The organism is Streptococcus mitis, from assembly GCF_009496205.1.
GTDB lineage: Bacteria > Bacillota > Bacilli > Lactobacillales > Streptococcaceae > Streptococcus > Streptococcus mitis_BN.
The window spans coordinates 18,355-32,233 of the sequence record NZ_WIJO01000001.1; the positions used below are offsets into that span (position 1 = coordinate 18,355).

The window sequence follows — 13,879 nt, forward strand, 5'->3', positions numbered from 1 at the left end:
TTAGAACTCCGTAATTTCGAAGGCGCCAGTTTCTTTTTCGTAATCTAGCAATTTGTCAGACAAGAGTTCGATATACTCGATATTGTACTCTGGGCGATTTTCTTCGACAAGTTGGCGAGCAGCGATACGGCCCTCAAGTTCTGAGTTAGCATCGATGTCTAGGTATAGTGCGCGTGTTGTTTCACGGCGTGGGCTACGTTCTTTTGTTTCTTGATAAAAAACTTTGTAAATCATATAGTTCCTTTCTATTTACAGGTCAGCTTATTCCAAACTTTTAGCAGAGAATTGCTTGATTTCATTCCATTTTTGTCTAGATTGACCTTGATTCGTTACAATTATTTCAATTATACCACAAAATGAAAAATTAGTAAAAGACGGAAACGAGAAAGTCATAGGGTTACTCGTTGGTAAGCGTTTGCAAAAATAAAGAAAATATGTTATTTTGATAATGGAAGTGGAATTTATCATTTGTCTTAATTCACTATAGATTTTAAGTAAAGGAGGTTGCCCTATGTATAACTTATTTGCTTTTGCTATCGGAGCTCGCTTGGTAGCTTTTATTGTTTTTGTTGCTTGCGTTTATGCGGGGAATCTTCTATTTGCCAAACTGGAACGACGACAAACCAAGTTCTTGTGGAAAATTACCTTTGTGACTCTCTACTCGCTTTTTCTCCTCCTCGTAACCTATGTCGTTTGGTTTGTATTTTACTTTGGATTAAATGCTTAGATGCCCTGCTCATGCTGGGGCCTTTTTGTTTGGGGATAAAGAAAATTCCCATGTGCCAGCTTTTGTAGTATAATAGTAAGCAGACAAAAAGATAGGAATGTGTTATGAAAGTATTAGCTTTTGATACGTCCAGCAAGGCTCTTTCTCTCGCTATTTTAGAGGACAAGCAGGTTCTTGCCGAGACGACGATTAATATCAAGAAAAATCACAGTATTACCCTCATGCCTGCCATCGATTTTTTGATGGCGAGTGTGGACTGGACGCCCAAGGATTTGGATCGAATCGTGGTGGCTGAAGGACCAGGTAGCTATACAGGCTTGCGAATCGCGGTAGCCACTGCCAAGACTTTGGCCCATACTCTGAACATTGAGTTAGTTGGTATGTCTAGCCTCTTGGCTCTGGTGCCCTACCAACAAGAAGGCTTGTTCGTCCCTTTGATGGATGCTCGTCGCAACAATGTTTACGCAGGATTTTATGAAAATGCCAAACCTGTCATGCCAGAAGCGCATCTATCTTTTGAAGAGGTGTTAGAGAAAGTTAAGGGTGCTAGTCAGGTAACCTTTGTCGGAGAAGTTGCCCCCTTTGTGGAGCAGATTCAAGAACACTTACCAAGGACTAATTACAAAGAAACCTTGCCTAATGCAGCCACTCTTGCTCTTTTGGCTTGGGATAAGGAAGCAGACTCCTTGCATGATTTTGTGCCGAACTACCTCAAACGTGTTGAGGCTGAGGAAAACTGGCTCAAGAACCATACCGAGTCTGGCGAGTCTTACATTAAACGCCTATGATAGAAATTAAACGAATCCAACAGCAGCCTGACTTGGCTCAAGCCATCTACGCTGTTATGATAGCTGTTTACCCAGTCAGCCCTTGGACGCTGGAGCAAATCCAAGCAGACCTGTCCCAAGACCAGACTTGGTATGCTCTGGCTTATGATGGGGCAGAAGCGATTGGCTTTCTAGCCGTGCAGGAGAATCTTTTTGAAGCAGAAGTCCTGCAAATCGCTGTCAAACAAACCTATCAGGGTCAGGGAATTGCGTCAACCTTGTTTGCTCAATTGCCGACAGATAAGGAGATTTTCCTCGAAGTCAGAAGTTCAAATCATCGAGCGCAAGCATTTTACAAGAAAGAAAAGATGGCAGCCATCGCTGAGCGAAAGGCCTACTACCATGATCCAGTCGAGGACGCCATCATCATGAAGAGAGAAATAGATGAAGGATAGATATATTTTAGCATTTGAGACATCCTGTGATGAGACTAGTGTTGCCGTCTTGAAAAACGACGATGAGCTCTTGTCCAATGTCATTGCTAGTCAAATTGAGAGTCACAAACGTTTTGGGGGCGTAGTGCCGGAAGTAGCCAGTCGTCACCATGTCGAGGTCATTACAGCCTGTATCGAGGAGGCCCTAGCAGAAGCAGGGATTACGGAAGAGGACGTGACAGCTGTAGCGGTTACCTATGGACCGGGCTTGGTCGGAGCCTTACTAGTCGGTTTGTCAGCTGCTAAGGCCTTTGCTTGGGCTCATGGACTTCCGCTGATTCCTGTTAACCACATGGCTGGTCACCTCATGGCCGCTCAGAGTGTGGAGCCTTTGGAGTTTCCCTTGATAGCCCTCTTGGTCAGCGGTGGACACACAGAGTTGGTTTATGTTTCTGAGGCTGGTGACTACAAGATTGTTGGGGAAACGCGAGATGACGCGGTTGGTGAGGCCTATGATAAGGTCGGCCGTGTCATGGGCTTGACCTATCCTGCAGGTCGTGAGATTGATGAGCTAGCTCATCAGGGACAGGATATTTATGATTTTCCTCGTGCCATGATTAAGGAAGATAATCTGGAGTTTTCATTCTCAGGTTTGAAGTCTGCCTTTATCAATCTTCACCACAATGCCGAACAAAAGGGAGAAAGCCTATCTACAGAGGACTTGTGTGCTTCCTTCCAAGCAGCTGTCTTGGATATTCTTATGGCAAAAACCAAGAAGGCTTTGGAGAAATATCCTGTTAAAACTCTAGTTGTGGCAGGTGGCGTGGCAGCCAATAAAGGTCTCAGAGAACGCCTAGCAACTGAAATTACAGATGTCAAGGTCATCATTCCACCTCTGCGTCTCTGTGGAGACAATGCAGGCATGATTGCCTATGCCAGCGTCAGCGAATGGAACAAAGAAAACTTTGCAAGCTTGGACCTCAATGCCAAACCAAGTCTCGCTTTTGATACCATGGAATAAAGAGTCAGCTTAGGGCTGGCTTTTTTGCTCTCTTAAATGTCAGAATATTTTGACAAATAATTGTGAATAATGATATACTATATAAAAAATAGGAGGTGGTGAGATGATTGAGAGAATGGAGTTGGGAGAATTTTACAAGGAATTACGTTTGGCGAGAAAGCTCAAGCAGTCAGATGTGGCTTGTGCTGGTCTAACAGCCTCTCAGTTGTCCAAGTTTGAACTAGGGCAGTCTATGCTATCTGCGGATAAGTTGATCCTAGCCATCCAAGGGATCAATATGAATTTTGATGAGTTTGGTCATAAGCTAAACAATTATCAAGAATCCCTACATATGCAGATTGGTAGAAAGGTTGTGGATCGCTTTGCCCACCAAGATATAGCTGGTTTAGAGCAACTGTTGGAGGAAGTCGAGCAAGAACAGATGGCAGAGACCTATCGTCGTTTGAATGCCATTGTAATTAAAAACGCACTCCATTCCTTAAATAAGAACTATCCATTAGTAAAAGAAGATAGCGAGTTTTTGACTATCTATCTCTATGCTATTGAGTCTTGGACCTGGTTTGAACTCTATCTCTTTTGCAATACCATGCCCTTCTTGAGCAATCAAGATTTGATATTTTTATCGACCGCTTTAATTGAGAAGTCTAAAGAATTTAAGGAGTTGGTACATAATCGGTTGTATATGAAGCAAGGACTCTTAAATATCTTATCAGAACTCATGGAGCGAAAACTTTTCTCATACATCCCAATCTTTGAAACTGAGTTGGAGAGCATGTTGCGTCCGTACGATGTTTTTGAGAAAGTATCGTGGCAATTTTTAAAGAAAATGAGTGTCTTTCTTCAAACCAAAGGAAGCAATCAAAAAGAGATTGAACACTTTATCCAATCTCTGCAAGTATTAGAAAATCCACAATTGCTAGCCCTCTTCGAATTGCGTTTTCAGCAATACAAAGAACTTATCGATTAATTAGAAACGGGAAGACAATCACCCACTCCGAAATAAGCAGGAGTATCAGTTGGATTTTTCTTTTCTTCATCATTATATCCCTCCTTGTTAGTAGTAACTTTATTATACCAGTGAAATAATCAAATCTACCAAAATCGCAAATCTGAAATTTCTATAAGAAAAAATATCAAATATGCGATTTTCTAAAATAAGCCAATTTCCGTGTTATACTGTCCTTGTAAAGTACTTAAAGCAAATCCTAGGTCGCATAAGTGGTTTATAAATGAAGATAATTGAAGGAGTGTAAAAGATGTTAAATTTACAATTTGCAGAAACAATGGAATTGACAGAAGCTGAGTTGGAGAAGGTTTATGGAGGAGATCTTGTGTATCTTGGCAATATCCCAAGCGGTGCATGGGGAGGGTTCGGGACACCTTGGTCAATCACTAATTTCTGGGAGAAAAATTTTAACCATGATTCTTCCACTGTTAATCGTCGTCGTTGATATTTAAAGCCCTTGCCTTTGTTTGGGTTAGGGCTTTCTTTATTTCGTAATATAGGAGAAAATAGGATGAAAAAGATAATCTCACGCTACTACTTTATTATAGCTATTCTACTAGTTGTTGCTGACCAGTTCTTCATTCGTTTGCTTTTACATAGCGATCTTGCTGCTGGTTTATCCGACTTTGCCTATTATTTGTCGGATATGCTGTTAAATTTTCTTGTGGTTCTGCTTGCTTTTATTGTTATGGTTTGGTCAGGGAAATGGCAGAAAATTAACAGTAGAAAATTTAAAGGTTCCTATCTTTTCTATTCCTTCCTAGCTCTTCTTGCTTTTGTTGTTTGGAATTTCGTCACCTTTTTTCTTTTTCCGCCTACCAAAAATGCAATTTCTTATCAACTGGATGTTCCTACTTTTACAGGAGCTACAGCATTTTTGATGTATTTTTTCTATCCTGTGATTGCAGGTCCCATTTTTGAAGAGATGATTTATCGTGGATTAGTGATGACAGCTCTGGAAAAAGGAAAGAAGTGGGGACTAGATGTGCTTGGCTCAGCTATATTATTTGGAATCTTACACATTAGTGGCCATGGTTGGGTCTTAACAGACTTTTTTGTATATATGGGTGGTGGTCTCATATTTGCAGTCTTGTTTAGAGTGACAAAGTCTATTTATTGGCCTATTGGGCTGCATATAGTCTACAATGGCATTGGTCAAATTTTACCGTTGCTGTAATTTCATTTGCTTAGTAATATTTTAGGAAGAGTGTTCCTAGGTATTCTACCCATTTAGTTTATTTCCTTACTGAATACTCTTATATTTGTTTGTAATCGCATTTTTAGGTATCCTTTTCATAAAAATGATTATAGTTTTAGTAACTATTTCTATTAGCTTTGTTTTATTGCTATTTCTTCTAGTTGTCTTTGCCATGCTACTACATATTAGTGAAAATATTTAGCAGAGAATTTCTATAATATATGTTTGAGACTGGATTGCCAGTCTTTTTATGATAGCTACAATCAGCAGACTTTTTTCTCTTCTATGAATGTGTTATAATAGTCCATGCTATGGCTGGAGCCTTTTCAGCCTACTTATACTCTTCGAAAATCTCTTCAAACCGCGTCAGCTTCGCCTTGCCGTACTCAAGTACAGCCTGCGGCTAGCTCCCTAGTTTGCTCTTTGATTTTCATTGAGTATTATTAAGACAATATGAGGAGAAAGATGAAAGAAAAAGGATTTTGGGAGGGAGCACAGGCAGCCATGCCAACGGCCCTTGGTTATGTTAGTATCGGGCTGGCCTGTGGGATTATCGGTGCGCCCTATGTGACACCTGTTGAGATGGGCTTGATGAGCCTCTTTGTTTATGCTGGGAGCGCCCAGTTTGCCATGTTGGCCCTGATTGCGGTTCAAGCGCCTGTGGCAGCTATTGCTATGACGGTCTTTTTGATTAATTTGCGTCTCTTTTTGTTGAGTTTGCATGCATCGACTTATTTCCGTCATACCAGTCTCTGGCACAATATCGGTATGTCTAGTATCTTGACGGATGAGACTTATGGTGTTTTGATGGGCGAGTTAGCCCATACAGACAAGGTCAATCCGATGTGGATGCACGGAAACAATCTCAACAGCTATGTGGCTTGGTTTGTGGGAACAGTGGTCGGAACGGCTCTAGGTGGCCTGTTGCCAAATCCAGAAATCTTTGGTTTAGATTTTGCCTTGGTTGGGATGTTTATTGGTATTTTTGCTTCGCAATTCCAGATTATGCAAAGACGGATTCCTGTCCGCAATCTGCTCATTATCCTAGCAGTTGTCGCGATGTCTTTCTTTTTACTCTTGACAGTGGTGTCTCAGTCACTAGCTGTTCTGTTTGCGACCTTGCTAGGTTGTACAATGGGGGTGGTTTTAGATGGTCAGTAAGTATCTTTTATTAGCAGTTATTTTCTCTGGTCTTGTGACTTGGATTCCCCGTATGATTCCCTTCATCTTGGTCAAGTATAAGGGTCTGCCTGCGATCGTTGAGCGTTTTTTGAAGTTCTTGCCCGTCTCTATTATCTTTGCCTTGATTCTTTCAAGTGTAGTGACAGGCAAGGTTGGGAGTCTTCCTCAAATCAAATGGCTAGACTTCTTAGCCGTCTTTCCAACAGCTTGGGTAGCCTTTCGCTACCGCAATCTAGTCGGAACAGTTCTCTTTGGAGTGGTCTTGATTGCCGTCTTGCGTTTGGTCTTTTAAATCAGCCATAAAGAAAACCTATCACAGAGATAGATATCATATAATGGCGGAAATGTTCTTTTTCTGTTAAGATTATAAGGTATTCTATTTTGGAGGAAATGACATGAAAAAAATCGTTAAATACTCATCTCTTGCTGCCCTAGGGCTTGTTGCTGCAGGTGTGCTAGCAGCTTGCTCAGGTGGTGCTAAGAAAGAAGGAGAAGCAGCTAGCAAGAAAGAAATTATCGTTGCAACCAATGGATCACCAAAGCCATTTATCTATGAAGAAAATGGTGAATTGACTGGTTACGAGATTGAAGTAGTTCGCGCTATCTTTAAGGATTCTGACAAGTATGATGTTAAGTTTGAAAAGACAGAATGGTCAGGTGTCTTTGCAGGACTTGATGCTGACCGCTACAATATGGCTGTCAACAATCTTAGTTATACTAAAGAACGTGCGGAGAAATACCTCTATGCCGCACCAATTGCCCAAAACCCTAATGTCCTTGTCGTGAAGAAAGATGACTCTAGTATCAAGTCGCTCGATGATATCGGTGGAAAATCGACAGAGATTGTTCAAGCTACTACATCAGCTAAGCAGTTAGAAGCATACAACGCTGAACACACGGACAACCCAACTATCCTTAACTATACTAAGGCAGATTTCCAACAAATCATGGTACGTTTGAGCGATGGACAATTTGACTATAAGATTTTTGATAAAATCGGTGTTGAAACAGTGATCAAGAACCAAGGTTTGGACAACTTGAAAGTTATCGAACTTCCAAGCGACCAACAACCGTACGTTTACCCACTTCTTGCTCAAGGTCAAGATGAGTTGAAATCATTTGTGGACAAACGTATCCAAGAACTCTACAAAGACGGAACTCTTGAAAAATTGTCAAAACAATTCTTCGGAGACACTTACCTACCAGCAGAAGCTGATATTAAATAATTTTTTGAAATCATCCATTCTGCATAAGGTGGATGATTTCTCAGTTTTTAGGGATATAGTTTTAAACTATATATCTGACTATCTAATAACAATTTGTTAAATCAAACAAATTGTGAGATACTAGTACGGTATTATTTTTAAGGAGAAAGAATCATGAAAATTAAAAAATGGCTTGGTGTAGCAGCCCTTGCTACAGTCGCAGGTTTGGCTCTTGCAGCTTGCGGAAACTCAGAAAAGAAAGCAGACAATGCAACAACTATCAAAATCGCAACGGTTAACCGTAGCGGTTCTGAAGAAAAACGTTGGGACAAAATCCAAGAATTAGTTAAAAAAGACGGCATTACCTTGAAATTTACAGAGTTCACAGACTACTCACAACCAAACAAGGCAACTGCTGATGGTGAAGTAGACTTGAACGCTTTCCAACACTATAACTTCTTGAACAACTGGAACAAAGAAAACGGGAAAGACCTTGTAGCGATTGCAGATACTTACATCTCTCCAATCCGTCTTTACTCAGGTTTGAATGGAAGTGACAACAAGTACACTAAAGTAGAAGACATCCCAGCAAACGGAGAAATCGCTGTACCAAACGATGCTACAAACGAAAGCCGTGCGCTTTACTTGCTTCAATCAGCTGGCTTGATTAAATTGGATGTTTCAGGAACTGCTCTTGCAACAGTTGCTAACATCAAAGAAAATCCAAAGAACTTGAAAATCACTGAATTGGACGCTAGCCAAACAGCTCGTTCATTGTCATCAGTTGACGCTGCCGTTGTAAACAATACCTTCGTTACAGAAGCAAAATTGGACTACAAGAAAGCACTTTTCAAAGAACAAGCTGATGAAAACTCAAAACAATGGTACAACATCATCGTTGCGAAAAAAGATTGGGAAACATCACCTAAGGCTGATGCTATCAAGAAAGTAATCGCAGCTTACCACACAGATGAAGTGAAAAAAGTTATCGAAGAAACATCAGACGGTTTGGATCAACCAGTTTGGTAATAAGAAACAGGGAGGTGGGAGAGAAAATTCCACCTCTTGCTTTTGTATAGAGCAGGGATTGTAAAGAAGACTATAGGTTCATAGAAAGGTAGAGAGAATATGGTTTTTCCTAGTGAACAAGAACAGATTGAAAAATTTGAAAAGGATCATGTGGCCCAGCATTATTTTGAGGTTTTGCGTACCTTGATTTCTAAGAAGTCGGTCTTTGCCCAACAGGTGGGTCTCAAAGAAGTTGCCAACTATCTGGGTGAGATTTTTAAGCGTGTTGGGGCTGAAGTGGAGATTGATGAGACTTATACGGCGCCTTTTGTCATGGCACATTTCAAGAGTTCGCGTCCAGATGCCAAGACCCTGATTTTCTATAACCACTATGACACTGTGCCAGCGGACGGGGATCAGGTGTGGACAGAGGATCCCTTTACGCTTTCGGTCCGCAATGGCTTCATGTATGGGCGTGGGGTTGATGACGACAAGGGTCATATCACAGCTCGTTTGAGTGCTTTGAGAAAATACATGCAACACCATGATGACCTGCCTGTCAATATCAGTTTTATCATGGAGGGAGCGGAGGAATCGGCTTCGACAGACCTAGATAAGTATCTGGAAAAACATGCGGATAAACTCCGTGGAGCAGATTTGTTGGTCTGGGAACAAGGGACCAAAAATGCCTTGGAACAGCTAGAAATTTCTGGTGGAAATAAAGGGATTGTGACCTTTGATGCCAAGGTAAAAAGCGCTGATGTGGATATCCATTCTAGTTATGGTGGGGTTGTGGAATCAGCTCCGTGGTACCTCCTTCAAGCCTTACAGTCTCTTCGTGCAGCAGATGGCCGTATCTTGGTTGAAGGTTTGTACGAAGAAGTTCAAGAACCAAATGAGCGAGAATTGGCCTTGGTGGATACCTATGCTCAACGAAATCCAGGGGAAATCAGCCAGATTTATGGCTTGGAATTGCCTCTTTTACAAGAGGACCGCGCAGCCTTTCTAAAACGTTTCTTTTTCGAGCCAGCTCTTAATATCGAAGGGATTCAGTCAGGTTATCAAGGACAAGGAGTCAAAACGATTTTGCCTGCAGAAGCTAGTGCTAAGTTAGAAGTTCGTTTGGTTCCTGGCCTAGAACCGCATGATGTTCTGGAAAAAATTCGGAAACAGCTAGACAAAAATGGCTTTGATAAGGTAGAATTATACTATACCTTGGGAGAGATGAGCTATCGAAGCGATATGAGCGCACCAGCCATTCTCAATGTGATCGAGTTGGCTAAGAAATTCTATCCACAGGGCGTTTCAGTCTTGCCGACGACAGCGGGGACAGGGCCTATGCATATGGTCTTTGATGCCCTAGAGGTGCCAATGGTGGCCTTTGGTCTAGGAAATGCCAATAGCCGAGACCACGGTGGAGATGAAAATGTGCGAATCGCCGATTACTACACCCATATTGAATTAGTAGAGGAGCTGATTAGAAGCTATGAGTAGAGATATTATCAAGTTAGATCAGATCGATGTGACTTTTCATCAAAAGAAGAGAACCATCACAGCGGTCAAGGATGTGACTATTCACATCCAAGAAGGGGATATCTACGGAATCGTTGGATATTCTGGAGCAGGGAAATCAACCCTTGTACGGGTAATTAACCTTTTGCAAAAGCCATCTGCAGGCAAAATTACCATTGACGACGATGTGATTTTTGATGGTAAGGTGACCTTGACGGCAGAGCAGTTGCGTCGTAAACGTCAAGATATTGGAATGATTTTCCAGCACTTTAACCTCATGAGCCAAAAGACAGCAGAGGAAAATGTAGCCTTTGCCCTTAAACACTCTGGACTCAGCAAGGAAGAAAAGAAGGCTAAAGTAGCTAAGTTGTTGGACTTGGTTGGCTTGGCAGACCGTGCTGAAAACTACCCTTCACAGCTATCTGGAGGGCAAAAACAGCGTGTGGCCATTGCGCGTGCCTTGGCAAATGATCCGAAAATCTTGATTTCAGATGAGTCAACTTCTGCCCTCGATCCGAAGACAACCAAGCAGATTTTGGCCTTGTTGCAAGATTTGAACCAAAAATTAGGATTGACCGTTGTCTTGATTACGCATGAAATGCAGATTGTCAAAGACATTGCCAACCGTGTGGCAGTTATGCAGGATGGGCATTTGATTGAAGAAGGTAGTGTTCTTGAAATCTTCTCAGACCCTAAACAACCTTTGACTCAAGACTTTATCTCAACAGCTACAGGTATTGACGAAGCCATGGTCAAAATCGAGAAGCAAGAAATCGTGGAACACTTGTCTGAAAACAGCCTTTTGGTGCAACTCAAGTATGCAGGTGCTTCAACAGACGAGCCACTTTTGAATGAATTGTACAAGCATTATCAAGTAACGGCTAATATCCTCTATGGAAATATCGAAATACTCGATGGAACTCCTGTTGGAGAATTAGTTGTGGTCTTGTCAGGTGAAAAAGCAGCTTTGGCAGGCGCCCAAGAAGCCATTCGTCAAGCAGGCGTACAACTAAAAGTATTGAAGGGAGGACAGTAAGATGGAATCATTGATTCAAACCTATTTACCAAATGTTTATAAAATGGGCTGGGCTGGTCAAGCAGGCTGGGGAACAGCCATCTACTTAACCCTTTATATGACAGTTCTTTCCTTCATCATCGGAGGGTTCTTGGGACTGGTAGCCGGTCTTTTCCTTGTCTTGACAGCGCCAGGTGGTGTCTTGGAAAATAAGGTTGTCTTCTGGATTTTAGACAAAATTACCTCAATTTTTCGTGCAGTTCCCTTTATCATTCTCTTGGCAGTCTTGTCACCCTTCTCACACCTAATCGTAGGGACAAGTATCGGGCCAAATGCGGCTATTGTACCCCTATCTTTTGCGGTCTTTGCCTTCTTTGCTCGTCAGGTGCAGGTTGTCTTGGCTGAGCTGGATGGCGGTGTCATTGAGGCGGCTCAAGCGAGCGGAGCGACATTCTGGGATATCGTGGGTGTTTATCTATCAGAAGGTCTTCCAGATTTGATCCGTGTGACGACTGTGACCTTGATTTCACTTGTTGGGGAAACAGCTATGGCCGGTGCGGTTGGAGCTGGTGGTATCGGTAACGTGGCCATCGCTTATGGATTTAACCGTTATAATCACGATGTGACCATCTTGGCAACCATCATTATCATTTTGATTATCTTTGCAATCCAATTCTTGGGAGACTTCTTGACCAAGAAATTGAGCCATAAATAAAAAAGAGCCGCCTGGCTCTTTTTTAGTAATCAGATTTTCTGTGCAAATTTTTTACTTAAGGCTTGTCCAATCAAGGCACCCACTAGGGCTCCGATGACAATACTTGCGATAAATAGAAGGACGGTTCCAGGGTTTGGTGCGACCATGATACGGTCGATATATTCTTGCGATTTTCCTCTTGCTAGAAGGGTAGCCATATAGGCTTGAGGCGCAATCCACATAAGTAAGATTGGTCCTGTTGAGCTAAAGGCGAAAATAACGAAAGAAAGGAAATTTTTCGTTTGATCCTTGTATTTGCCTAAATGAGCTACTCCATCTGCTAGGAGGCCACAGATAATTCCAGGAAGGAAGGCACCAGCACCGTGTTTAGATCCCAAGAAAAAGAGGGCCATGACAAGGCCGATAGTGGTAATGGCACCAAAGCGCGGAACTTTTGCGACTAGGATCATATAGACGCTACCGCCGACAAGGGCAGTAAAGGCAGGCGCATAAAACATATTTCCGGTTTGGTCAAAGAGATTGCCCAAAAGAACACCAATCCCCATGCAGAGGAAGTAAAGAACTGCAAAGAGCAGTGTAGTTAAGATAGATTTCTTCATGAATTGTCTCCTGATAATTTTTTCACAATTCTCATTTTACCATGGTTTGGTGGGATTGTAAATGGGGCACGGTACCGGAGTTAATCCGTAGTTTATAAGATGTTAATAGTCAGGTGTTCCGGAATTTGAAGATATCAAGTCAATCTTCGCATATCTACTAAACAAACAACGCATTAAGGCTGCTCAACAGCTCTTACTTTCAACCAGTGACAGTATCGAAGATATTTGTTATGCGGTTGGTTACAGTAATGTTGGATATTTCTATAAAGTTTTCCGAAAATTGTGCGGAAAATCGCCAAAAGCCTACCGAAAACAGGTAGAAACTACACTATAATATTTGTATCCCTTTACAAAAAGTGCTATAATATCAATAATAACATCAGGAGGTTCTATCATGAAAAAGAAACCGATTTATCTATGGGTCTTGCTAATCTTGTCTGCCCTTATTTCAGCTACGTCTCTGTTTGAACTTTTGAAGCCCTTACCTAGCAAAGAAGTCCTTCGTGCTGCTCAAAAACAAGTTGCAGGGGTCAGTGCTCAGCAGGTAGAAGATAGCATTAATTATAGCTATAGAGTAGCAGAAGCATCTCATTCTATTTTTAATGTTGCCTTGATTGTGCTGTCTGCTATTTTAGTGGTAGTAGCGATTGTCTTCCTTATTCGTAAGAATTTGCAATATGCAAACTATACTTATGTTGGCTATGTTTTGTTAGCTATTATTGGTTCAATTTATACCTATGTGACTTTGCAAGACGCTGTGCAGTTGCTTCAAGATGAGACCATGCGTTTGACAATGAGTATTGGTTCAAAAGCTGTTAGCATTTTCTATATCGTCATCAATATTCTCTTCCTAGCCCTTGTCTTCTATAAGATGTGGCGTCAGCAAAAAGAATTAACAGAAACTCAAGAAGAGGAAGAACTTGTCTAAGTATTGACAAAAAATAACTATCAAGTTACAATCTTGGTAGTTATTTTTCGATTATAGATAAAATCATGGAGGTAAATATGAAGACAATTTCTTTAGTTTATATCAGTCTGAGTGGGAATACTGAGAGTTTTGTGACACGCTTGAAAGACTATCTCTTGTCCCAGTACGAGGGAATTGAGGTTCAAAAGATTCATATCAAGGACTTAGTCAAGGAAGGCCAAGATTTTTATGAGATGGAACACCCCTATGTCACTTTTTTGCCGACCTACCTCGAAGGTGGGAATGGCGTGGATAACGGAGACGTTGAGATTTTGACGACACCCGTTGGGGATTTTATCGCCTATGGTGACAATGCTAGTAAGTGTTTTGGCGTGGTTGGTTCAGGAAATCGTAACTTTAATAACCAATACTGCCTGACAGCCAAGCAATACAGTCAACGTTTTGGCTTCCCTGTCTTGGCTGACTTTGAAATGCGAGGTATGCTGGGAGATATCAAACGTGTCGCAGACATTATTGCTGAATTGTATGAGTTGGAAAGTTAAGCTTAGGCTTGGCTTTTTTA

At 41.6% G+C, this 13,879-nt stretch carries 18 protein-coding genes and 1 pseudogene; 17 read left to right on the plus strand and 2 right to left on the minus strand.

Going from position 1 to position 13,879, the window contains the following annotated elements:
* Window positions 1-234 carry a DNA-dependent RNA polymerase subunit epsilon gene (locus GEZ85_RS00090; protein ID WP_000639571.1) on the minus strand — a complete coding sequence of 78 codons (234 nt, stop codon included), beginning with the start codon at window positions 232-234 and terminating at the stop codon, window positions 1-3.
* A 277-nt stretch (window positions 235-511) separates the two neighbouring features.
* On the opposite strand from GEZ85_RS00090, the gene GEZ85_RS00095 reads away from it, so the two are divergent.
* From GEZ85_RS00095 to GEZ85_RS00160, 14 genes are all read left to right on the plus strand, one after another.
* Window positions 512-727 (plus strand): hypothetical protein, encoded by a 216-nt coding sequence (locus tag GEZ85_RS00095; RefSeq protein ID WP_000282478.1) that lies wholly within the window; start codon window positions 512-514, stop codon window positions 725-727.
* A gap of 104 nt (window positions 728-831) precedes the next feature.
* Entirely contained in the window at window positions 832-1,515 is a 684-nt protein-coding gene (tsaB, locus tag GEZ85_RS00100) for a tRNA (adenosine(37)-N6)-threonylcarbamoyltransferase complex dimerization subunit type 1 TsaB (RefSeq protein WP_153208779.1), read from the plus strand.
* Window positions 1,512-1,949: a ribosomal protein S18-alanine N-acetyltransferase gene (gene rimI / locus GEZ85_RS00105; RefSeq protein WP_153208777.1), complete on the plus strand. Its 438-nt coding sequence runs from the start codon at window positions 1,512-1,514 to the stop codon at window positions 1,947-1,949. The genes tsaB and rimI overlap by 4 nt, the downstream gene beginning before the upstream one ends.
* Window positions 1,939-2,949, plus strand: a complete 1,011-nt coding sequence (gene tsaD, locus GEZ85_RS00110) for a tRNA (adenosine(37)-N6)-threonylcarbamoyltransferase complex transferase subunit TsaD (RefSeq protein WP_153208775.1) — start codon at window positions 1,939-1,941, stop codon at window positions 2,947-2,949. The genes rimI and tsaD overlap by 11 nt, the downstream gene beginning before the upstream one ends.
* 103 nt (window positions 2,950-3,052) lie before the next feature.
* Window positions 3,053-3,916 carry an Rgg/GadR/MutR family transcriptional regulator gene (locus GEZ85_RS00115; protein WP_049543148.1) on the plus strand — a complete coding sequence of 288 codons (864 nt, stop codon included), beginning with the start codon at window positions 3,053-3,055 and terminating at the stop codon, window positions 3,914-3,916.
* Window positions 3,917-4,205: 289 nt separating this feature from the next.
* On the plus strand, window positions 4,206-4,400 hold the full coding sequence (locus GEZ85_RS00120; RefSeq protein ID WP_000933465.1) for a peptide pheromone VP1: 195 nt from the start codon (window positions 4,206-4,208) through the stop codon (window positions 4,398-4,400).
* 66 nt (window positions 4,401-4,466) lie between these two features.
* A complete protein-coding gene (locus GEZ85_RS00125; RefSeq protein ID WP_045612398.1) occupies window positions 4,467-5,132 on the plus strand; it encodes a CPBP family intramembrane glutamic endopeptidase in 666 nt (221 codons plus the stop codon).
* Between the two features lie 486 nt (window positions 5,133-5,618).
* On the plus strand, window positions 5,619-6,314 hold the full coding sequence (locus GEZ85_RS00130) for an AzlC family ABC transporter permease (RefSeq protein ID WP_153208773.1): 696 nt from the start codon (window positions 5,619-5,621) through the stop codon (window positions 6,312-6,314).
* Entirely contained in the window at window positions 6,304-6,627 is a 324-nt protein-coding gene (locus GEZ85_RS00135; RefSeq protein WP_000253936.1) for an AzlD domain-containing protein, read from the plus strand. Before GEZ85_RS00130 ends, GEZ85_RS00135 begins: the two co-directional genes overlap by 11 nt.
* 103 nt (window positions 6,628-6,730) lie before the next feature.
* Window positions 6,731-7,561, plus strand: a complete 831-nt coding sequence (locus GEZ85_RS00140; protein ID WP_153208771.1) for an amino acid ABC transporter substrate-binding protein — start codon at window positions 6,731-6,733, stop codon at window positions 7,559-7,561.
* Window positions 7,562-7,714: 153 nt separating this feature from the next.
* Complete coding sequence (locus GEZ85_RS00145) at window positions 7,715-8,569, plus strand: MetQ/NlpA family ABC transporter substrate-binding protein (protein WP_153208770.1); 855 nt, start codon at window positions 7,715-7,717, stop codon at window positions 8,567-8,569.
* Between the two features lie 99 nt (window positions 8,570-8,668).
* Window positions 8,669-10,042, plus strand: a complete 1,374-nt coding sequence (locus GEZ85_RS00150) for a M20 family metallopeptidase (protein ID WP_153208768.1) — start codon at window positions 8,669-8,671, stop codon at window positions 10,040-10,042.
* A complete protein-coding gene (locus tag GEZ85_RS00155) occupies window positions 10,035-11,096 on the plus strand; it encodes a methionine ABC transporter ATP-binding protein (RefSeq protein WP_000085666.1) in 1,062 nt (353 codons plus the stop codon). The genes GEZ85_RS00150 and GEZ85_RS00155 overlap by 8 nt, the downstream gene beginning before the upstream one ends.
* 1 nt (window position 11,097) lies before the next feature.
* On the plus strand, window positions 11,098-11,790 hold the full coding sequence (locus GEZ85_RS00160) for a methionine ABC transporter permease (protein ID WP_000444647.1): 693 nt from the start codon (window positions 11,098-11,100) through the stop codon (window positions 11,788-11,790).
* 29 nt (window positions 11,791-11,819) lie between these two features.
* Here the strand turns inward: GEZ85_RS00160 and GEZ85_RS00165 are convergent, their stop codons facing one another.
* Window positions 11,820-12,389: an MptD family putative ECF transporter S component gene (locus GEZ85_RS00165; protein ID WP_125392855.1), complete on the minus strand. Its 570-nt coding sequence runs from the start codon at window positions 12,387-12,389 to the stop codon at window positions 11,820-11,822.
* 139 nt (window positions 12,390-12,528) lie between these two features.
* Here GEZ85_RS00165 and GEZ85_RS00170 point away from each other — a divergent pair.
* The 3 genes and pseudogenes from GEZ85_RS00170 to nrdI all read left to right on the plus strand — a co-directional run.
* Window positions 12,529-12,723: pseudogene (locus GEZ85_RS00170) on the plus strand (helix-turn-helix domain-containing protein); the annotation flags it as partial.
* A gap of 60 nt (window positions 12,724-12,783) precedes the next feature.
* Window positions 12,784-13,317 carry an ABC transporter permease gene (locus tag GEZ85_RS00175; protein ID WP_153208766.1) on the plus strand — a complete coding sequence of 178 codons (534 nt, stop codon included), beginning with the start codon at window positions 12,784-12,786 and terminating at the stop codon, window positions 13,315-13,317.
* Between the two features lie 77 nt (window positions 13,318-13,394).
* Window positions 13,395-13,859, plus strand: a complete 465-nt coding sequence (gene nrdI / locus GEZ85_RS00180) for a class Ib ribonucleoside-diphosphate reductase assembly flavoprotein NrdI (protein ID WP_153208764.1) — start codon at window positions 13,395-13,397, stop codon at window positions 13,857-13,859.
* Window positions 13,860-13,879: the final 20 nt, after the last annotated feature.